The 19,386-nt window shown below is 74.0% G+C and carries 17 protein-coding genes; 11 read left to right on the top strand and 6 right to left on the bottom strand.

Annotated elements, in window-relative coordinates; all coding sequences use genetic code 11:
- Positions 1–40: 40 nt before the first annotated feature.
- Both O7599_RS27275 and O7599_RS27270 read right to left on the bottom strand, forming a co-directional pair.
- Positions 41–1,051 (bottom strand): YbhN family protein, encoded by a 1,011-nt coding sequence (locus O7599_RS27275; RefSeq protein WP_281618252.1) that lies wholly within the window; start codon positions 1,049–1,051, stop codon positions 41–43.
- Between the two features lie 87 nt (positions 1,052–1,138).
- Positions 1,139–1,585, bottom strand: coding sequence for a hypothetical protein (locus O7599_RS27270; protein WP_281618251.1), 447 nt, complete (start codon positions 1,583–1,585; stop codon positions 1,139–1,141).
- 196 nt (positions 1,586–1,781) lie between these two features.
- Between O7599_RS27270 and O7599_RS27265 the strand changes: the two genes are divergently transcribed.
- The 3 genes from O7599_RS27265 (at position 1,782) to O7599_RS27255 (ending at position 6,026) form a co-directional block, all read left to right on the top strand.
- A complete protein-coding gene (locus tag O7599_RS27265) occupies positions 1,782–3,737 on the top strand; it encodes an FAD/NAD(P)-binding protein (protein WP_281618250.1) in 1,956 nt (651 codons plus the stop codon).
- Positions 3,734–5,185, top strand: coding sequence for a lyase family protein (locus tag O7599_RS27260; protein ID WP_281618249.1), 1,452 nt, complete (start codon positions 3,734–3,736; stop codon positions 5,183–5,185). The genes O7599_RS27265 and O7599_RS27260 overlap by 4 nt, the downstream gene beginning before the upstream one ends.
- Before the next feature lie 190 nt (positions 5,186–5,375).
- Positions 5,376–6,026 carry a hypothetical protein gene (locus O7599_RS27255; protein ID WP_281618248.1) on the top strand — a complete coding sequence of 217 codons (651 nt, stop codon included), beginning with the start codon at positions 5,376–5,378 and terminating at the stop codon, positions 6,024–6,026.
- A 41-nt stretch (positions 6,027–6,067) separates the two neighbouring features.
- On the opposite strand, the gene O7599_RS27250 is transcribed toward O7599_RS27255, so the two are convergent.
- The 3 genes from O7599_RS27250 to O7599_RS27240 form a co-directional block, all read right to left on the bottom strand.
- Positions 6,068–6,484: a VOC family protein gene (locus tag O7599_RS27250; RefSeq protein ID WP_281618247.1), complete on the bottom strand. Its 417-nt coding sequence runs from the start codon at positions 6,482–6,484 to the stop codon at positions 6,068–6,070.
- A gap of 10 nt (positions 6,485–6,494) precedes the next feature.
- Positions 6,495–6,869: a helix-turn-helix transcriptional regulator gene (locus O7599_RS27245; RefSeq protein WP_281623534.1), complete on the bottom strand. Its 375-nt coding sequence runs from the start codon at positions 6,867–6,869 to the stop codon at positions 6,495–6,497.
- Between the two features lie 97 nt (positions 6,870–6,966).
- Complete coding sequence (locus tag O7599_RS27240) at positions 6,967–9,348, bottom strand: excinuclease ABC subunit UvrA (protein ID WP_281618246.1); 2,382 nt, start codon at positions 9,346–9,348, stop codon at positions 6,967–6,969.
- A 301-nt stretch (positions 9,349–9,649) separates the two neighbouring features.
- Here O7599_RS27240 and O7599_RS27235 point away from each other — a divergent pair, with 301 nt between their 5' ends.
- Positions 9,650–11,581, top strand: coding sequence for a ricin-type beta-trefoil lectin domain protein (locus tag O7599_RS27235; protein WP_281618245.1), 1,932 nt, complete (start codon positions 9,650–9,652; stop codon positions 11,579–11,581).
- An 86-nt stretch (positions 11,582–11,667) separates the two neighbouring features.
- The gene (locus tag O7599_RS27230; protein ID WP_281618244.1) at positions 11,668–12,654 is read left to right on the top strand and encodes a DUF3500 domain-containing protein; all 987 of its coding nucleotides are present in this window, start codon (positions 11,668–11,670) and stop codon (positions 12,652–12,654) included.
- A 71-nt stretch (positions 12,655–12,725) separates the two neighbouring features.
- On the opposite strand, the gene O7599_RS27225 is transcribed toward O7599_RS27230, so the two are convergent.
- Positions 12,726–13,748 carry a glycosyl hydrolase gene (locus O7599_RS27225; protein ID WP_281618243.1) on the bottom strand — a complete coding sequence of 341 codons (1,023 nt, stop codon included), beginning with the start codon at positions 13,746–13,748 and terminating at the stop codon, positions 12,726–12,728.
- 330 nt (positions 13,749–14,078) lie between these two features.
- Here O7599_RS27225 and O7599_RS27220 point away from each other — a divergent pair, with 330 nt between their 5' ends.
- The 6 genes from O7599_RS27220 (at position 14,079) to O7599_RS27195 (ending at position 19,386) form a co-directional block, all read left to right on the top strand.
- Positions 14,079–14,675 carry a flavodoxin family protein gene (locus tag O7599_RS27220; RefSeq protein ID WP_281618242.1) on the top strand — a complete coding sequence of 199 codons (597 nt, stop codon included), beginning with the start codon at positions 14,079–14,081 and terminating at the stop codon, positions 14,673–14,675.
- A 63-nt stretch (positions 14,676–14,738) separates the two neighbouring features.
- Positions 14,739–15,296 carry a CGNR zinc finger domain-containing protein gene (locus tag O7599_RS27215; RefSeq protein ID WP_281618241.1) on the top strand — a complete coding sequence of 186 codons (558 nt, stop codon included), beginning with the start codon at positions 14,739–14,741 and terminating at the stop codon, positions 15,294–15,296.
- Positions 15,297–15,369: 73 nt separating this feature from the next.
- A complete protein-coding gene (locus tag O7599_RS27210) occupies positions 15,370–16,104 on the top strand; it encodes an HAD family hydrolase (protein WP_281618240.1) in 735 nt (244 codons plus the stop codon).
- Positions 16,101–17,384 (top strand): aminotransferase class I/II-fold pyridoxal phosphate-dependent enzyme, encoded by a 1,284-nt coding sequence (locus tag O7599_RS27205; protein ID WP_281618239.1) that lies wholly within the window; start codon positions 16,101–16,103, stop codon positions 17,382–17,384. Before O7599_RS27210 ends, O7599_RS27205 begins: the two co-directional genes overlap by 4 nt.
- 44 nt (positions 17,385–17,428) lie before the next feature.
- Complete coding sequence (locus O7599_RS27200) at positions 17,429–18,853, top strand: MmgE/PrpD family protein (RefSeq protein ID WP_281618238.1); 1,425 nt, start codon at positions 17,429–17,431, stop codon at positions 18,851–18,853.
- Between the two features lie 47 nt (positions 18,854–18,900).
- Positions 18,901–19,386, top strand: a complete 486-nt coding sequence (locus tag O7599_RS27195) for a pyridoxamine 5'-phosphate oxidase family protein (protein WP_281618237.1) — start codon at positions 18,901–18,903, stop codon at positions 19,384–19,386.

The following is a 19,386-nucleotide window of genomic DNA, read 5'->3' as shown; positions in this document are numbered from 1 at the left end:
GCACACCCTGGCCGGGGCACTCCGGGGCACTCCGGGCCGGTCACCGCCCGCGTTTCAGCCCCGTCGCCAGCCAGCATGCCCAGCCGACCGGCTGCGGCAGCCAGTAGCTGAAGATCCGGTACAGCAGGGTGGCCGCGAACGCCTGGCCGGGTTGCAGGCCGTAGACGACCAGCAGGCCCGTCATGCCGGCCTCGGCGATGCCGAGACCGCCCGGGGTGATGCGCGCGCTGACCGGGATCTGCACCAGTGCGAAGGCGAGCAGGAGGCCGCCCCAGGGCACCGGGACGTCCAGCGCCCAGAGGCAGGCCAGCAGGCAGGCGGCGTCGAGCAGCCAGTTCAGCAGGGCCAGCGCGGCCGGCGTCAACCAGGGCCGGACACCGGGCCGGACGCGGCGGGCGTGCGCGATCAGTTGGCGCGTCTCCTCGCGGGCCGTACGGAGGTGTTCGTGCCGGGCCTCCGTCCGCTCCCAGCGCCGGCGGACCGCCTTCCGCAGGGCCGGTGAGCGCCGTACGACCAGGCCCGCCACGGCGGCCAGCGCCAGCGCCGCGAAGAGCCACAGCAGCGGCATGCCGGGACCGCGGGTACCGGCTAGGAGCACCCCCAGCAGGAGCACGACCACGAGCGCCAGCGCCGACATCACCCCCGAGGCCGCCAGGACCCCCGCCGTCAGCGCCCGGTCGGCCCCCCGGCGTCGGAACTCGCGAAAGAGCCAGGCCGTGGCGAAGGCCGCGCCGCCCGGCAGCGCACCGGCCACCGCGTTCGCCGCCAGCACCAGCTTGCTCATGGCGGGCCACGTCAGCCGCACCCCGCCGACCGCGAGCAGCCACCGCTGCAACCCGGCCAGGCACGCCAGGCAGGCCGCCTGGCACACCAGCGCGACCAGCGCTTTGGCCGGGCTGACGTGGGCCAGCAGGTCGAGCGCCCGGCGCAGTTCGCCGCGCCGCGAGATCGCCACCAGCAGCCCCGCCGTGATCAGCGCCGCCGCCAGCAGCCACCACAGGTGGCCCAGGCGCGCCCAGCGGGTACGCCGGTCCGTACCGCCCGAGGTCACGGCCGCGGCACCGCGGCGGTGGTCACGTAGAGCACACGGCCGACGCTACCGCGTGACGCGCCGCGGGCCACGCTGACGCGGCGCACGTCAGCGCCGGGCCGCGCCCCACCGCCGGCGCTCCGGCCCGTCCGACCGGATCTCCCGCCGCAGATGCCGGTTGAACTCCCGCAGGGCCCGTACGACGTCCGCCTGGTCCGGCACGTTCCGGCTCCCCTCTTTCCGCCACGCCAGCCCCGCGAAGCCGTCCGCCGCCGCGCGCGTCTCCGCGCCGCACAGCAGGTGGATGTGCGACCTGCCCGTCTGCAGCCGGTCCTGCCACTCCACCCGGTCCGCCGTGGTCAGCCGGCGCTGGTCGCTGCCGTCCACCTGCGCCTCGTACAGGTGCAGCCCGGCCGTGATCATGTCGGCCGCGCTCTTCAGTTTCTGTTCCCGCAGCCACCGCCGGTCCTCGCTGCGACCCGTCGCCGAGGCGCCGAGCAGCACGCCCGCCAGTCCGATGAGCGCCCCCACCACGCCGGGCAAGACGTTCTCCATCCGCGCCACCTCCCGAGCTCCGACCGCCCGGATCTTCCTACCGCATCGCCGCGTACGGACGGCAATCCGCAGGTCAGCGCCGTCTCGTGGCGCCATCCGCGCGTACCTCACAGGAACTTGTCATCGTTGTGAGGTCGGGCATTGTGGAATTCTCCTCGCAAGGGTCCTGTACGTCCCCTCCGAGGAGTAGGTGTCCATGTCCCACGGGCAGTTGAACGTCTGCGTCGTCGGCGCCGGGCCGCGCGGTCTGTCGGTCCTGGAGCGGATCTGCGCCAACGAGCGCAAGTCCCCCGCCCACGAGGAGCTGCGCATCCACGTCATCGATCCGCATCCGCCGGGGGCGGGCCGGGTGTGGCGGACGGACCAGCCGGACCTGTTGCTGATGAACACCGTCGCCTCCCAGGTCACCGTCTACACCGACACCAGCGTGGAGATGGACGGCCCGATCGAGGCCGGACCCAGCCTGTACGAGTGGGCGCAGTCCGTCGTACGGGGCGACGACGCCGGGCCCGCGCTGCCGGGCGGTGCGCTGGCCGAGGCGCGGCAGTTGGGGCCGGACGACTACCCGACCCGGGCGTTCTACGGGCACTACCTGGGGGACACCTTCCGCCGGGTGGTCGCCGGCGCCCCGGAGCACGTGACGGTGCACGTGCACCGGACCACGGCGGTCGCGCTGGACGAGGAGGAGGGCGCGGCCGGCCAGTGCCTCACCCTCGCCGACGGCACCCGGTTACGCCACCTCGACGCCGTCGTCCTCGCGCAGGGGCACCTGCCGGCGCGGGCCACCGAGCGCGAGAAGGAGCTGGCGCGGGAGGCGGCGGAGTGCGGGCTGGTGCTCGTCACGCCCGTCAACCCCGCCGACGCCGACCTCTCGGCGATCCGGCCCGGCCAGCCCGTGGTGCTGCGCGGGCTCGGGCTGAACTTCTTCGACCACCTCGCCCTGCTCACCACCGGCCGCGGCGGCCGGTTCGAGCGCAGCGGCGACCGGCTGGTGTACCGGCCGTCCGGCCGCGAGCCCCTGCTGTACGCCGGCTCCCGGCGCGGCGTTCCGTACCACGCCCGCGGCCACAACGAGAAGGGCGCGCACGGCCGTTACGAGCCGCGGCTGCTCACCCCCGAGGTCATCGCCAAGCTGCGCGAGCGCACCGCCGAGGGCCGGCGCGTGTACTTCGCCGTCGACCTGTGGCCGCTGATCGCCAAGGAGGTCGCGAGCGTCTACTACGGCGCCCTCCTCGCCGCGAACGGCCGGGAGGCGGAGCGGGAGGCGTTCGTCGCGCGGTACCTGGCCTCGCCCACGGCCGAGGTGGAGGCCGCGCTGCTCGACGAGCACGGGATCCCCGCGGCGGACCGCTGGGACTGGGCGCGCATCGACCGCCCGTACGCCACCCGCGACTTCCACAGCCGCGCGGAGTTCCGCGACTGGCTGCTGGGCCACCTGGCCGACGACGTGCGCGAAGCCCGCGAGGGCAATGTCAGCGGGCCGCTCAAGGCGGCGCTCGACGTGCTGCGCGACCTGCGCAACGAGATCCGCCTCGTCGTCGACCACGGCGGCCTGGAGGGCATCTCGTACCGCGACGACCTGCAGAACTGGTACACGCCGCTGAACGCCTACCTGTCCATCGGCCCGCCCGCCTCCCGGATCGAGGAGACCATCGCGCTGGCCAACGCGGGCATCCTGGAGTTCATGGGCCCGGAGCTGCGCGTACGCATCGACCGCACGGGCGAGGAACCGGCGTTCGTCGCCGAGTCCAGCCGGGTGCAGGGCCCGCCGGTGCGGGCCGCGGCGCTGATCGAGGCGCGGCTGCCCGAGCCCGACATCCGGCGCACCGCCGACCCTCTGCTCACCCACCTCCTCGCCACCGGCCAGTGCCGCCCCTACCGCCTCCCCAGCGACTCGGGCGCCGACGTGGTGACCGGCGGACTGGCCGTCGGCGAGCGCCCGTACCCTCTGATCGACGCCGCCGGGCGGCGCCACCCCCGCCGCTTCGCCTACGGCGTGCCGACCGAGGCCGTGCACTGGGTGACCGCCGCGGGCATACGCCCCGGGGTGAACTCCGTGACGCTCGGCGACTCCGACGCCATCGCCCGCGCCGTTCTCGCGCTCACCGCCGCGAGCGGTCCACGCCCCCACGCCACCGAGGAGCCTTCGTGACCCCGTCCCCCGACGCCGGCACCGACACCGGCACCGATACCGACACAGACGCCAAGGCCGACGCCGACCTCGACGCCGGCCTCCTCTCCCCCGTACGGGCCGGCACGCCCGTCGAAGCCGCCGTGTCGGACCGGGCGTGGCTGCAGGCGATGCTGGACGCCGAAGCGGCGCTGGCGCGCGCCCAGGCCCGTACGGGCACCGTGCCCGAGTCCGTCGCCGCCGCGATCACCGCCGCGGGCCGCGCCGAGCTGCTCGACCTGCGCGCGCTCGCCCGCGCCGCGCGGGAGACGGCCAACCCCGTCGTCGGGCTGGTCAAGGCGCTCACGGGGGTCGTGGCCGCACGCGACCCCGCCGCCGCGGAGTACGTGCACCGGGGCTCGACCAGCCAGGACGTCTTCGACACCGGCGCGATGCTGGTGTGCGACCGGGCGCTGCGCCTCGTCCACGCCGACCTGCTGCGCACCGCGCGCGCCCTGGCGGGGCTGGCGGCGGAGCACCGCGACACGCTGATGGCCGGGCGGACGCTGACGCTGCACGCGGTGCCGACGACGTTCGGCCTGAAGGCCGCCGGGTGGCGGGCGCTGGTCGTGGACGCCGCCGAGCGGGTGGGGCGGGTGCTGGACGGCGGGCTGCCCGTGTCGCTCGGCGGGGCGGCCGGGACGCTGGCCGGGTACCTGGAGTACGCGGCGCTGGACGGCGCCGGAACGGGGGACTCCGGTGCGTACGTCGAGCGGCTGACCGCCGCGTTCGCCGACGAGACCGGGCTCGCGCCCGCCACCCTGCCGTGGCACGTCCTGCGCACGCCCGTCGCCGACGTCGCCGCCGTCACCGCCGTCGTCGCCGGGGCGCTCGGCAAGATCGCCGTCGACGTGCAGGGCCTCGGCAGGACCGAGGTCGGCGAGGTGGCGGAGCCCGCGGTGGCCGGCCGCGGCGGCTCCTCGGCGATGCCGCACAAGCGGAACCCGGTGCTCGCCACCCTCATCCGCAGCGCGTCCCTCCAGGTCCCGGCGCTGGCCGCCGCGGTGACCCAGTGCATGGTCACCGAGGACGAGCGCTCCGCCGGCGCGTGGCACGCCGAGTGGCACCTGCTGCGCGAGTGCCTGCGGCTGGCGGGGGGCGCGGCGCACACCGCCGTCGAACTCGCCGAGGGCCTTCAGGTCAGGCCGGAGCGCATGCGCGCGAACATGCGGCTGACGGAGAACCTGGTCACCTCCGAGCGCCTCGCCGCGGTGCTCGCCCCGCGGCTCGGCAAGGCGCGGGCGAAGCAGTTGCTCACCGAGGCCGCGGCGGAGTCGGAGCGTACGGGACGGGGGTTGCCGGCGATCCTCGCGGCCGTGCCCGCGATCGCCGAACACTTCGACGAACGGGCCCTGACGGCCCTGCTCGACCCCGCCTCGTACACCGGCGCGGCCGGCGCACTGGTGGACCGGGCGCTCGCGGACTCGTAACTCCAGGTGCGGGCAGGGGACTTGCCGCCGCGCACCCGCGTGCACGCAGGTGCGTCCCGGGCCGCCGGCGCCGTCATCACCGGTGCGTGCGCGACGAGTTCGGCACCTTCCGTCGTCGTCACTCCGCCCCGTGTACCCCCTGCGGGCGACAACCCTCCAGTCCGGGGCGGCTCGTGACGATAGGAAGTGCGTGACCGTCATGGATGAGTGCCTCCAATTCGTCTGTCCGCCATGGTGCAACCTGGCCGACTCACCGGAAGACCATTTCGGGGCTCTCGGTGACGACCTGACCCGGGTGCTGCACCTGGGCTGGAATGCCGGGGCGATGTTCCAGGGGCGGGGCGACCCGCGCCAGACAGTGGGGTTCGACGTGGATCTGTGCGCGTACTCGTTGACCGACGGCCGCCCCGGGCGGCCGTTCCTGCGGGTGTCGGACGAGACCGGGAGCGCCAACCACTTCGAGGTGCACGACGTGGCCGCCGCCGCGTACATGCTCCAGCAGATGGCGGGCGCGGTGCGGAACCTGGCCGGCTTCCTGGAGATGCTCAGCGCGCGCCAGGAGGCGGAGGAGGCGCAGTGGCAGGCCGTGCGGCTGGACGGCGAGCTGCGGCAGGCCGAGCAGCAGCAGGCCAGGGCCGAGGCCGGGCTGTGCCAGGCGCAGGAGTACATCGCCGTGCTGGAGCGGGAGATGGAGGCGGCGAGCGCGGCGCGGGACGCGGCGCAGTGGCAGGTGGAGAAGGCCCGCGAGCGGGTGGCGGACACCGAGCGCACCGCGCGGGAGAGCCGCCGGGTCGCGGAGGCCGCGTCGGCCCGCTCGGCCCGGCTGGAGGGGGCGCGGTAGGAGCCGCCGGGGCCGGAATCGGCGGGGCCGAGAGCGGCGGGTCAGGAACGGCGCGGCTGGCTGAACCGGAGCAGGTTGCCCGACGGGTCGCGGAACGCGCAGTCCCGTACCCCGTAGGGCTGGTCCACCGGCTCCTGCAGCACCTCCGCGCCGGAGGCGGCGACCCGCTCGAAGGTCGCGTCGCAGTCGTCGGTGGCGAAGATGACCCCGCGCAGCAGCCCCTTCGCCAGCAACTGCGCCATGGCCTCCCGGTCCGCGGGCGAGGCGTTGGGGTCGGCCAGCGGCGGTTCGAGGACGATGTTCACCTCGGGCTGCGCGGGCGACCCCACGGTCACCCAGCGCATGCCCTCGAACTCGACGTCGTTGCGGACTTCCAGACCGAGGGCGTCGCGGTAGAAGGCGAGGGCTTCGTCGTGGTCGGCGACGGCGATGAAGCACTCGGAGAGCACGATTCCCATGCGGCTCACGCTACCCGAGGACGGGGTCCCGGGAGCCCGGCCTCCGCGCCGGCCGCGTGTGGATCTTGGCGACGCACGCCGGGATGGCCGCCCCGTCGTCGTGGGTACGGGCCCGGTAGGCGCTCGGGCTCTCGCCGACCAGCTCGGTGAAGCGGGAGCTGAACGAGCCCAGCGAGGAGCAGCCGACCGCGAAGCACACCTCGGTCACCGTCAGGTCGCCGCGCCGCAGCAGTGCCTTGGCGCGCTCGATCCGGCGCGTCATCAGGTAGCTGTACGGCGTCTCTCCGTAGGCGGCGCGGAAGCTGCGGGAGAAGTGTCCCGGCGACATGAGCGCGACCCGCGCCAGCTCCGGCACGTCCAGCGGCAGCGCGTAGTCGCGGTCCATCGCGTCCCGGGCCCGGCGCAGCCGGACAAGATCCTCCAGCCTCACCCCACCACCATGCCACAGCGCTCGCGGCGCACGGCCGCGTACGCCCCGCCGGCTACGCCCCGACGTACTCCGCGAGGTGCTCCCCGGTGAGCGTCGACCGGGCGGCGACCAGGTCGGCCGGCGTGCCCTCGAAGACGACCCGGCCGCCGTCGTGGCCGGCGCCGGGGCCCAGGTCGACTATCCAGTCGGCGTGCGCCATGACGGCCTGGTGGTGCTCGATGACGATGACCGACTTCCCGGCGTCGACCAGCCGGTCGAGCAGCCCGAGCAACTGCTCCACGTCGGCCAGGTGCAGCCCGGTCGTCGGCTCGTCCAGGACGTAGATCCCGCCCTTGTCGCCCATGTGCGTGGCCAGCTTGAGCCGCTGCCGCTCGCCGCCGGACAGGGTGGTCAGCGGCTGCCCGAGGCTGACGTAGCCGAGGCCGACGTCGGTCAGCCGCCCGAGGATCTTGTGCGCGGCGGGCGTACGGGCCTCGCCTGCGGCGAAGAACTCCTCGGCCTCCGCGACCGGCATGGCCAGCACCTCGCTGATGTCGCGCCCGCCGAAGCGGTAGTCGAGGACGGTGGCCTGGAACCTCTTGCCGTCGCACTCCTCGCAGGTGGTGGTGACGCCGGCCATGATGCCGAGGTCGGTGTAGATGACGCCGGCGCCCTTGCAGGCGGGGCAGGCGCCCTCGGAGTTGGCGCTGAAGAGGGCCGGCTTCACGCCGTTGGCGTTCGCGAACGCCTTGCGGATGGGGTCGAGCAGCCCGGTGTACGTCGCCGGGTTGCTGCGCCGGGAGCCGCGGATGGCGCCCTGGTCGACGGCGACGACGCCGGCGCCCGCGGGCAGCGAGGAGTGCACCAGCGAACTCTTGCCGGAGCCGGCGACGCCGGTGACCACGCAGAGGACGCCGAGGGGGATGTCGACGTCGACGTCCCGGAGGTTGTGCGCGCTCGCCCCGCGGATCTCCAGGGCGCCGGTGGCCTTGCGCACGGTGTCCTTGAGTGCGGCGCGGTCGTCGAGGTGGCGGCCGGTGACGGTGCCGGCGGCGCGCAGCCCGGCGACCGTGCCCTCGAAGCAGACGGTGCCGCCGGCGGTCCCGGCGCCGGGGCCGAGGTCCACGACGTGGTCGGCGATCGAGATGACCTCCGACTTGTGCTCCACGACCATCACCGTGTTGCCCTTGTCGCGCAGCCGCAGCAGCAGGTCGTTCATCCGCCGGATGTCGTGCGGGTGCAGGCCGGTGGTGGGCTCGTCGAAGACGTAGGTGGTGTCGGTGAGCGAGGAGCCGAGATGGCGGATCATCTTGGTGCGCTGCGCCTCGCCGCCGGACAGGGTGCCCGAGGGGCGGTCGAGCGACAGATAGCCGAGGCCGATCTCCACGAACGAGTCGAGGGTGTCCCGCAGGGTCCTCAGCAGGGGCGCCACCGACGGCTCGTCCAGGGCGCGCGCCCACCCGGCCAGGTCGTTGATCTGCATGGCGCAGGCGTCGGCGATGCTGATGCCCGCGACCTTCGAGGAGCGGGCGGCCTCGCTGAGCCGCGAGCCGGCGCATTCGGGGCAGTCGGCGAAGGTGGCCACCCGGTCCACGAAGGCGCGGATGTGCGGCTGCATCGACTCGCGGTCCTTGGACAGGAAGGACTTCTGCACCCGCGGCACCAGACCCTCGTAGGTCATGTTCATGCCGCTCATCTTGAGCTTGGTGGGCTCGCGGTGCAGGAAGTCGTCCAGCTCCTGGTCGGTGAACTTGCCGATCGGTTTGTCCGGGTCGAAGTAGCCGGAGTCCGTGAACATCCGCACCATCCAGCCGCCCGGCTTGTAGCCGGGGATGGTGATCGCGCCCTCGGCCAGCGACTTGGTCTCGTCGTACAGCTCGCGCAGGTCGATGTCCGAGACGCTGCCCATGCCCTCGCAGCGCGGGCACATGCCGCCGGTGCTGGTGAAGGCCACCTGGACGGTCTCGCCGGCGCCGCGGTCGACGCTGACCGCGCCGCTGCCCTGGGCGGACGCCACGTTGAAGGAGAAGGCGTGGGGCGGGCCGACGTGCGGCTCGCCCAGGCGGCTGAAGAGGATCCGCAGCAGCGCGTTGGCGTCGGTGGCGGTGCCGACGGTGGAGCGGGCGTTGGCGCCCATGCGCTCCTGGTCGACGATGATCGCGGTGGTCAGCCCTTCGAGGACGTCCACGTCGGGCCGGGCGAGGGTGGGCATGAAGCCCTGCACGAAGGTGCTGTACGTCTCATTGATCATCCGCTGCGACTCGGCGGCGATCGTGTCGAAGACCAGCGAGCTCTTGCCGGAGCCGGAGACACCGGTGAAGACCGTCAGCCGGCGCTTCGGGATCTCCACGTCGACGTTCCGCAGATTGTTCTCGCGCGCGCCGTGCACACGGATCAGGTCGTGGCTGTCGGCGGCGTGCCGCGCGGGCGCCGGCGTGTCCTTCCTGGTGACCATGCTCGTCTCTCCGTGTGTCGGGCGGTCGCGCGGCCGGTGGGGCCGGCGGTCTCCGGGCGGGGGGTCGCGCTCGCGCGGGAACGTCACGCGCAAGGGAACCCGTCTTCGCCCACCCTAGAACCCACCTCTGACAATCCGCCCCCGGCGGCGGCGCGGGCGCCGTCGACTTCTGGACGGACGCATTCCGACCTCTTGACGCGAGCATGGCATAACAGTTTAATCACGCCGTGAAATAAGCCTGTTGAGCCGCAAGCCCCTTCATCTCCCGAAGGCACGGGCACCCCTCCACGAGAGGCACACCATGACCCCGTCACACAGGCTCCACCCGCTCAGATCCCACTCCCCCGGCCACCGCCTGCCGGCGCTGCTCGCCGTCGTCCTGCTGGTGGCCACCGCCCTCGTCGCCGCCCCCGGGCTCGCGCCGAAGGCCGCCGCCGCCGGCGAGCGCGTCGACGTGTGGCTCACCACCACCTCGGACTCCGGCGGCCGCAACGTCACCCGCGGCCTGCAGCAGCAGGCCCCGCTCGCCTTCGGCCCGCCCGGCGGCGGCGCCGAGACGACGATCCGCGTCGACGAGGGCACGACGTACCAGCGCTTCGAGGGCGGCGGCGCGTCGATCACCGACACCACCGCGTACCTGCTGCGCGGCGGTCCCGTCAGCGCCGCCACCCGCGACGCCGTCATGCGCCGGCTGTTCTCGCCGACCGACGGCATCGGGCTGTCCTTCGTCCGCAACCCGATCGGCGCCTCCGACCTGTCCCGGCCCGGGCACGTCTCGCTCGACGACACCTGCTGCACCCTGGACGACTTCGGCGCCAACGGCTACGACACGAACGTCCGGCTGCTCACCCAGCAGGCCAAGCAGCTCAACCCCGCGCTGCGCGTCAAGGGCGTGCCGTGGAGCGCGCCGGGGTGGATGAAGGACAACGGCCGGATGGACCAGATGGGCTGGCTGAAGTGGGAGTACTACCCCATGTACGCCCAGTACCTGGTCAAGTACGTGCAGAGCTACCAGGCCGCCGGGGTGAAGGTCGACTACGTATCGGTGCAGAACGAGCCCAACTGCTGCCAGGCCGGCAACCCCACGGCCATGAACTACCCCGGCATGAGCTGGAACTCCTCCGGCCTGATCGAGTTCACCAAGAACCACGTCTACCCGGCGTTCCGCGCCGCGGGCCTCACCACCAAGGTCCTCGTGCACGACTGGAACTACGGCGACTACGGCCAGATCGGGCAGGCCATCCTCGCCGACGCCGGGGTGCGGGACGACCCGCTCTTCGGCGGCATCGCCTGGCACGGCTACTTCGGCGACCCGGCGGTCGGCAGCCAGGTGCACCAGCAGTACCCGAGCGTCCCGCAGTTCAGCACCGAGCACTCCGGCGGCACCTGGGTCGGCAACCAGCACAACGAGGACATGGCCGACATCGTCAACTACACCCGCAACTGGAGCGGCAGCGTGGTGAAGTGGAGCCTCGCGCTCAACCAGAACATGGGTCCGCACAACGGCGGCTGCGGCACCTGCACGGGCCTGATCACCGTGCAGGAGGGCGGCCCGCGGGCCGGTCAGGTCGACAACACCGTCGAGTACTACACCACCGGCCACCTCACCAAGTTCGTCAAGCCCGGCGCCCAGCGCATCGCCTCGACGGCGAGCGGCACGGTGCCGAACGTGGCCTGGCGCAACCCGGACGGCTCCAAGGCCCTGATCGCCCACAACGGCGGCACGTCGGCGCGCTCCGTGCGCGTCGACTGGGGCAGCCAGTCCTTCACCTACAGCCTGCCCGCCCGCACCAGCGCCACCTTCACCTGGACCGGCACCCCCTCCGGCACCGTCCCCGGCACCGGTACGGGCACCCTGACCGGCATCGCCGGCAAGTGCCTCGACGTCGCCGGCGGCGCCACCGCCGACGGCACCCCCGTCCAGATCCACGGCTGCAACGGCAGCACCGCGCAGCACTGGACCGTGGGCGCGGACGGCACCGTGCGGGCGCTCGGCAAGTGCCTGGACGTCGCCGGCGCCGGCACGGCGAACGGCACCGTCGTCCAGCTCTACTCCTGCAACGGCACCGCGGCGCAGCAGTGGACGTACGATCCCGTGACCCACGACGTCGTCGGCGCGGGCTCCGGCAAGTGCCTCGACGTCACGGGCAACGCCTCCGCGGACGGCACCAAGACGCAGATCTGGTCGTGTACGGGCGGCGCCAACCAGAAGTGGACGCTCAACACGACGTGAGCCCGCTCGCGCGCAGCGCGCGTACTGCACCATGGATCACCGGGGGCGACACCCCCGGTGATCCATGGTGACAGCAGGAGGAACGGGTGGACGGGTCCGACGAACCAACGGCGGCGGCCGGGACCGCGGCGACCGCGGCGCGGATGCGGGAGGCCGCGCGGGCGCTGCTGGCCGTGCTGGAGCCGGCGCAGGTCCGCGAGTTGCGCGACGTGCCCGCCCGGCTGGACGCGCCCGAGCTGCGCGAGTGGACCTACCTGCCGGGCCCCCGCCCCGGCCTGTCCACCGAGGAGCTGGACGACGACCAGCGTGCGGCCGTCGACGCGCTGCTCGCCGCGGCGCACAGCGCGCACGGCGGGCGGCTGGCGGCCGGGGCGATCGAGGTCGAGCGCCACCGCCGCGAGCTGGTCGGCCGCCCGGGGCCCGACCGCTACTGGCTGCGGCTGCTCGGCGACCCGGACGGCGAGGGTCCGTGGGGCTGGCGGATGAACGGCCACCACCTGGCCGTACACGTGCTGATCACGCCCGCCGGGCTGCGGGTCACCCCGCACTTCGTCGGCTCCGAGCCCGCGCTCGTCGCCTCGGGCCCACGCGCCGGCCGGCTACTGGGGCCGGAGGAGGACCTGGCCCGCGAGCTGGTCACGGACCTGGGCACCGCCGCCCGCGGCACGGCCGTCTACGCCGCGGACCCCCCGGACGACATCCTCACCCGCGCCGACCCCTTCGCCGACCCGGACCTGCTGCCCGCGGGCCTGTCGTACGGGGCGATGACCGCCGCCCAGCGCGGGCTGCTGGAGCGTCTGGTGCGCCGCTACCTGGCCCGGGCGCCCGAGGCGTACGCGCGGGAGTGCTGGGCGGACGCGGTGGCCGGGGGCCTGGACCGGCTCTCCTTCGCCTGGGCGGGCGGCCTGGCCCCGGGCGACCGGCACTACTACTGCGTGCGCGCCCCGGACTTCCTCATCGAGTACGACAACACCCAGGACGACGGCAACCACGCCCACTCCGTATGGCGCCACGTCCGCCACGACTGGGGCCTGGACCTCCTCCGCGCCCACTACGAGACCGGGCACGGCTAGGGAACGTGCCGCCGGCCGGCGCGGGCCCGGGGTGCGGGCGCCGTGCCGGCCGGCGGGTCACCGCGCGGGGGTCAGGGAAGCCGGACCTCTCCCTGGTTGAGCGTGCGCGGGTGGAAGTACGCGGCCTGGATCTCGGCGTTGGAGTTGTTGCCGCGCAACTGCTCCGACCAGATCATGAAGTAGCTCCAGCGCGGCTGCCCGTCCAGCAGCGAGGGGCTGGGCACCTTCCCCATCTCGCCGATGGCCATCGGCTTGCCGCCGGCGATGTCCTGCATCCGCCCGTAGTCGGCCGCGCTGGGGTGGTTCTTGTACCAGACGTCGAGGGACACGACGTCGGCGTAGTCGTCGCCCGGGTAGTAGTCGCCCCAGTTGCCGGCCGGGTTGTCCTGCACGTTCCAGACCCAGACCAGGTTGTCCAGGCCGTGGGTGCCGGCCAGGTGGTCCCGGGTGAGGCGGAACAGCCGGGAGCTGCCGTCCGCGCCGGGGCGGTTGCCCCACCAGTTCCAGGACTCGTTCATCTCGTGGAAGGGGCGGAACAGCACGGGCACGCCCGCGTCCCGGAGCTGGCGCAGATACGGGACGACGGAGTCGAGCCGCCGTTTCCACGTGGTGTTCAGCGGGGTGCCGTCGGTGACCAGCTCCCGGAACTGCGGGCCGGAGATGTTCGACTTGACGCCGCCCTCGAACTCGCAGGACTCGGGCCCGGTGGGCGGGCAGGCGTGCCAGGTCAGGGTGACGAGCGACCCGTTGTTCCACTCGGTACGCGCCTGGTCGACGACGCGCTGGCGGTCGGCGATGTCCTCGGCGCGGAACATCAGGTCGCCGCCCCACAGGCCGGGCCACTGCCCGGTGACGTCGTACACCTGCCGGGTGTACTGGCCGGGCTGGGAGGCGGGTTCCTTGTTGTGCTGGCCGGAGACGACCGAGGTGCCGGTGACGGACCGCAGGTAGTCGAGCACCTGCTGCCGGGAGCCGGGCGGGAACGCCTCCGCCTCCTCACCGGGAACGGCGAGGAGCGCCGCCGCCGTGGTGAGGGCGGCCGCGCACGCGGCGAGCACCGCGCCGAGTCTGCGGCGGGGTCGGACGATGTCCATCGCTCTCTCCTTCGTGTGGGGGTTTCGGCGCAAGCTAGCGCCCCGCCGTGGACATGTCCATGAACCGGTCAAGTTTAGTTGGTTCAGTGGCTCTTGGCCTCGCGAAGGTCGAATCATCACGGCAATACTAAACCGTTCTAGTAAACGGTGGAGGCGCGAGCGGCGGACGGAAGCGCACGCCGGCGCGCACGGCGCCAAGTGGGCGGCAAGTCACCGGTTAGTCTCGGCCAACCTCGCTGTCCCATCCTGGCGCCCGGAGCATCGGCCAGGGACCGGCAACGGGGCGTCGTCACGATGCCGGGGGGCGGGTCCACCCCAGGAGGCGACTCGATGGACAGCTCACCCGGCATAGCGATCGCCTACCACTCGCGCCGCGGCCACACCCACGTCCTGGCCCAGGCCGTCAGGGCCGGCGCCGAGGCCGCGGGTGCGCGGGTGACCATGGTGCTCGTCGAGGAGATGCAGGAGAGCGACTGGGAGACGCTGGACGCCGCGGACGCCATCGTGTTCGGCTCGCCGACGTTCATGGGCTCGGCCTCGGGGGCGTTCCACACCTTCGCCGAGTCGACCGGCTCGCGCTGGCGCACGCAGTCCTGGAAGGACAAGATCGGGGCGGGGTTCACGCACTCGTCGTGCAAGGCCGGCGACAAGCACTCCACCCTCGGGTACTTCGCGACGCTCGCCGCCCAGCACCAGATGCACTGGGTCAACCTCGGCCTCCCCGCGGGCTGGCACGTCAGCCACGAGAGCGAGGACGACCTCAACCGCCTCGGCTACTTCGACGGCGCCGCCGCGAGCACGATGGGCGACCTGGGCACCGACGCCGTGCACAAGGCCGACATCGGGACCGCCGAGCACCTCGGCGGACGGGTCGCGCGGCACACCGCCGTGGTCCTCGCGGGGCGGGCGGCGCTGGGCATCGCCTGAAGAACCGGCACCTGCTGCCATTGGTATCTTTGCCTTAAGTAATGGCTACGAGCGGAAGACACCATGGCGGTAAGTGATTACACGGGACGGGCCGCGCTCACGGCCGTCGACCTGGTCAACAGCCTGGACGTCCTCACCGGTACGGACCGGCTGCGCACCCCCGAGGACGCGGCCGGGCTCCTCACCGGGCACGGCTGGGACATCGGCCGCGCCGTGTCCGCCGCCGACCTGGAGCGGCTGCGGGCGCTGCGCCCGCGGCTGCGGTTCGTCTTCGGGGGCACGCCGGTGCACAAGTCCGTCACCGACCTCAACGCGCTGCTGAGCGACCTGCGCGCGCAGCCCCACCTCACCGACCACGACGGCGCCTGGCACTGGCACTACGCCCGCCCGAAGGCGCCGCTGGGCGAGCGGGTGGCGACGTCGTGCGTGGTCGCGCTGCTGACCGCGATCGCCGACGGCGGCGCGGGGCGGCTGCGGATCTGCGCGGGTGCCGACTGCGCGAACGTCTTCGTCGACGCCTCCCGCCCCGGTCTGCGCCGCTACTGCGACACCAGGAGCTGCGGCAACCGCGCGCACGTCACCGCCTACCGGGAGCGCAGGCGCACCGGCAGCGCGGGCTGAGCGGCGACGCCCGGGCGCGTACATGAGTTATTAGCTCTTGACTGATGACATCGGGGCGGCCTACGGTCGGCGCATGCCCACTCCGCTGCCGACCCGCCCCCGGCTCATCACCTTCGACACCTACGGCACGCTCATCGACTGGGACGGCGCCCTCCGCGCCCACCTACGCGCGCTGTTCGCCGACCGGGCGCCGGACGTGGACGTCGCCGCCTTCCACCGCCGCTGGTACCACGGCTACGCCCTGCCCGCCGTCCACGGCCGCTTCCTGCCCTACCGGGACCTGCTCGCCACGACCATGGCCGAGGCCCTGGCCGCGGAGGCCGGGATCACCGCCGACCCCGCGGAACTGGCCGCGCTCGGCGACGTGATGGCCGAAGCGGACCCGTTCGAGGACAGCGTCGGGATCCTGCGCCTGCTGGGCGCGCACGCGCCGCTGGCGACGATCTCCAACAGCGAGCGCGACATCATCGACGTCAGCGCGCGGAGGCTGGGCGACCCGTTCACGTACGTCTTCACCGGCGAGGCGGTCGGCGCGTACAAGCCGCACCGGGCGCTCTTCGAGCTGGTCCTCGGCCGGGCGGGGGTGGAGCCGCACGAGGCGGTGCATGTGGCGCAGTCGCAGTACGTCGACCTGCCCCGCTCCGTGCCGATGGGCATCCCGACCGTGTGGATCAACCGGCAGGGCCAGGAGCTGCGCCCCACCACTCCCGCGCCCACGGCCGTGCTGCCCGGGCTGCGCGGGCTGCCGGAGCTGCTCGGACTGCCGGAGGTGCCGGGAGTCCCGGAGGCCGGGGAGGCGGCGCGATGAGCCGCGAGCCCGAAGTCCCGGGTACGGACCGGAAGCCGGCCCGCGGCCGCGCCACCGCCGTCCGCCGCCTCCACCTGCCCGAACGCGCCGAGCGCCTCGGCCTGTCCGTCCGCGAGGCCGACCGCTTCGTGGCCGCCGGCGTGACCGACGAGGTGCTGGACACCACGCACTTCGACACCGCCCGCTTCCCGCCCCCGCCCTGGGCCGCCGAGACCTTCGCCGCCGCCGCGGCCGACGGCGCCCGCGCCTACACCCCGTACCGCGGCGCCGCGGCCGTGCGGCGGCCGGTGGCCGAGGAGCTGGGCCGCCGCCTCGGCACCGCCGTCGACCCGGACCGCGAACTGCTCCTCACCCCCGGCTCGCAGGCGGGGCTCTTCGCCACCCTCGCCGCGCTCGTCTCCCCCGGCGACACGGTCGCCCTCCTCGATCCCGACTACCTGTTCAGCGAGCGCATCCTGCGGCTGCTCGGCGTGCACGTCCACCACGTCCCTCTGGTCCCGCCGGTCCCGCCGCCCGCCGGCGGCGGCCCGGACGACGGCCTCGTACCCGACCTGGACGAGCTGGCCGCGGCGCTGCGCGGCGGCGCCTCCACGGTGCTGTTCTCACACCCCAACAACCCCACCGGCGCCGTCTACCCGCCCGGCGTCCTCGCCCGGATCGCCGCGCTCGTGCGCGAGCACGACGCCTTCGCCGTCGTCGACGAGCTGTACGCCCGGCTCGTCTACGACGCCCCGCTCCCCCGCCTCGCGGCCGAGCCCGGCATGCGCGGGCGCTGCGCCACCGTCACGGGACCGTCCAAGACCGAGTCCCTGTCGGGCTACCGCGTCGGCGTGGTCGTCGCGCCGGGCGACGTCGTGGACGGCGCGGAGGACGTGCTCGCCGCGATGTCGCTGCGGGCGCCCGCGTACGCGCAGCACCTGCTGACGCGGTGGCTCCGCGACGACGAGGACTTCGTACGGGACCGGCTGGCCGCGCTGCGCGGCCTGCGCGAGCGGACCGCGGCGTGGCTGGCGGACGTCGCGGATCTCGGGCTGCGGGCCCACGGCGGACCCCGGCCGCCGGGCACCGCGTACGTCTTCGTCGACGCCGCCGCGCTCGGCGTGCCCGACCACGTCCTCGCCGACCGCCTCGTGCGCGAGGCCGGCGTCCTGGTCTCGCCCGGCTACCAGTTCGGCCCGCGCGGCATCGGCTCCTTCCGCGTCTGCTACGCCCGCGACGAGGCGGTGTGGGACGCCGCCCTCGGCCGGATGACCGCGGTGCTGCGCGCGCTGGCGCACTGACCCCGCCGATCGCCGTACCGCCACCGCACCCGGAGGAGACCGCCGTGCCCCGTACCCGCCCCCGCACCCGCACCCGGCAACTCGTCGACCACCTCGGCGTCTTCGCGTACGACCGCCTCCCCGACCCCGTCGTCCGCCAGGCGAAGAACGCCCTCTACGACTGCCTCGGCGCCCTCATGGCCGCCACCTCCCGCCGCTACCCGGTGATGGACCTGCTGGAGCGGACCGCCGCCGAGGCCGGCACCGGCGACTGCCGCCTCTTCGGCTCCACCCTGCGCACCAACGCCACCACCGCCGCCCTCGCCAACGGCACCCTCGCCTACTACTGCGACATCGAGAGCCACCACCCGTCGGCCAACGTCCACGCCATCGCCGTCGTCGCCCCCGCCGCCCTCGCCGTGGCCGAAGGGCAGCGCTCCCGCGGCGCCGACGTGCTGGCCGCCACGGTCGCGGGCATCGACGTCGCCGCCCGCGTCAGCTACGCCCTCGGCCCCGCCGTCCAGTACGCGCGGGGCTTCCACCCGACGACGGTCGCGGGCACGTTCGGCAGCACGGTCGCCGCGGGGCTGCTGCTGGGCCTGGACGAGGAGCGGTTCGCGGACGCGCTGGGTCTTGCGGGCACGAGCGCGTCCGGGCTGCTGTCGTGGGTGGACGATCCCACGGAGCAGTCCCGCCCCCTCAACATCGGCCTCGCCGCCCAGGCCGGCGTGCAGGCGGCCACGCTCGCGTCGCTCGGCCTGCGCGGGCCCGCGGACGTCTTCGGCGGCAAGTACCCCGTCGGGATGGCGTTTACGGGGCAGTGGGACCAGGAGGCGCTGCTCGCCGGGATCGGTGAGCGGTACGCGGTCTCGGAGCTGTTCTTCAAGCGCAACTCCTGCTGCGTGTTCATCCCGGCCGCCCTCGACGGGCTGCTGGACATCATGCGGGCGCACGACCTGCGCGCCGACGACATCGACCGCGTCGCCGTCCGCGCCCCGCGATCGTCGTACCACGTGGTGGACGCCAACCCGCTGCGCTCCCACTGCATGCAGTACGTCCTGGCGGTCGCCGCCCACCGCGGCCACGTCGGCTTCGCCGACATCATGACCGACCTCCGGGCCGCCGACCCCGCGATCGCCGGGCTGTCCGCCCGTATCACCGTCACGGGCGACGCCGCCCTGGACGAACGGGCGGGCGCGCTGCGGCAGTCGGTGGCGTCGGTCACGGAAGTCACCGCGCGCTCGGGCGAGACGTACGTGCGCGACGTCGAACACCCGCTGGGCGCGGCGGAGAACCCGCTGTCGGAGGCGGACCTGGAGCGCAAGTTCGCGGCGCTGACGGCGGACGTGCTGGGCGCCCGGCGGGCGCAGGACATCAAGGCGGCGGTGGACGGCCTGGACACGGCCGCGGACGTCGCCGCGCTCACGTCGCTGCTGGAGCCGGACCCCGCGGGCGCGCGGCGCGGGGCCGTTGTCAGTCCCGTCCGATAGCCTCGGCCGGCGGCCGGCGGCGACCGCGTCCACCGAGGGGGAACACCATGGCACTTCCCGACGACCTGGCCGGGATGGCGCGCGGCGTGATCGACGCGAACCGGTACCTGACCCTGGGCACGGCGGAGCCCGACGGGCGCCCGCGGGTCTCGCCCGTGTACTTCAGCCACGCCGGCTACCGCGTCTTCTACTGGGTCTCCTCACCCCGCGCCCGGCACTCCGCCAACATCGCCGCCCGCCCCGGCGTCGAGTTCGTCGTCTACGACTCCGGCGTGCCGGTCGGCGCCGGCCGCGCGGTCTACGTCGGCGCGACCGCGGAGGAGGTGCCGGCGGTGCAGCTCCCGGCGGCCTGCGACGAGGCGTTCGCCGACACCGCCGAGGACGGGGTGCGGCAGTTCCGGCCGGCGGACGTGAGCGGCGACGCCGGGCTGCGGCTGTTCCGGGCCCGGGCCACGAGCTACGAGGTCCACGTCCCCGGCCGCGACCCGGTGTACGGCACGGGTATCGACACCCGCCGCGAGATACGCCTCTGA

Origin of the sequence: Streptomyces sp. WMMC500 (assembly GCF_027497195.1) — a bacterium.
Lineage (GTDB): Bacteria > Actinomycetota > Actinomycetes > Streptomycetales > Streptomycetaceae > Streptomyces.
The sequence above is the reverse complement of the archived record's forward strand: the minus strand, read 5'-3'. Positions and strand labels throughout refer to the sequence as shown.

What these genes read in the sequence shown, in the direction of transcription:
- O7599_RS27195 (WP_281618237.1), top strand. Translation starts at nt 18,901, where the DNA reads ATGGCACTTCCCGACGACCTGGCCGGGATGGCGCGCGGCGTGATCGAC.
- O7599_RS27220 (WP_281618242.1), top strand. Translation starts at nt 14,079, where the DNA reads ATGGACAGCTCACCCGGCATAGCGATCGCCTACCACTCGCGCCGCGGC.
- O7599_RS27235 (WP_281618245.1), top strand. Translation starts at nt 9,650, where the DNA reads ATGACCCCGTCACACAGGCTCCACCCGCTCAGATCCCACTCCCCCGGC.
- O7599_RS27215 (WP_281618241.1), top strand. Translation starts at nt 14,739, where the DNA reads ATGGCGGTAAGTGATTACACGGGACGGGCCGCGCTCACGGCCGTCGAC.
- O7599_RS27245 (WP_281623534.1), bottom strand. Translation starts at nt 6,869, where the DNA reads ATGGACCGCGACTACGCGCTGCCGCTGGACGTGCCGGAGCTGGCGCGG.
- O7599_RS27225 (WP_281618243.1), bottom strand. Translation starts at nt 13,748, where the DNA reads ATGGACATCGTCCGACCCCGCCGCAGACTCGGCGCGGTGCTCGCCGCG.
- O7599_RS27265 (WP_281618250.1), top strand. Translation starts at nt 1,782, where the DNA reads ATGTCCCACGGGCAGTTGAACGTCTGCGTCGTCGGCGCCGGGCCGCGC.
- O7599_RS27205 (WP_281618239.1), top strand. Translation starts at nt 16,101, where the DNA reads ATGAGCCGCGAGCCCGAAGTCCCGGGTACGGACCGGAAGCCGGCCCGC.
- O7599_RS27270 (WP_281618251.1), bottom strand. Translation starts at nt 1,585, where the DNA reads ATGGAGAACGTCTTGCCCGGCGTGGTGGGGGCGCTCATCGGACTGGCG.
- O7599_RS27250 (WP_281618247.1), bottom strand. Translation starts at nt 6,484, where the DNA reads ATGGGAATCGTGCTCTCCGAGTGCTTCATCGCCGTCGCCGACCACGAC.
- O7599_RS27210 (WP_281618240.1), top strand. Translation starts at nt 15,370, where the DNA reads ATGCCCACTCCGCTGCCGACCCGCCCCCGGCTCATCACCTTCGACACC.
- O7599_RS27240 (WP_281618246.1), bottom strand. Translation starts at nt 9,348, where the DNA reads ATGGTCACCAGGAAGGACACGCCGGCGCCCGCGCGGCACGCCGCCGAC.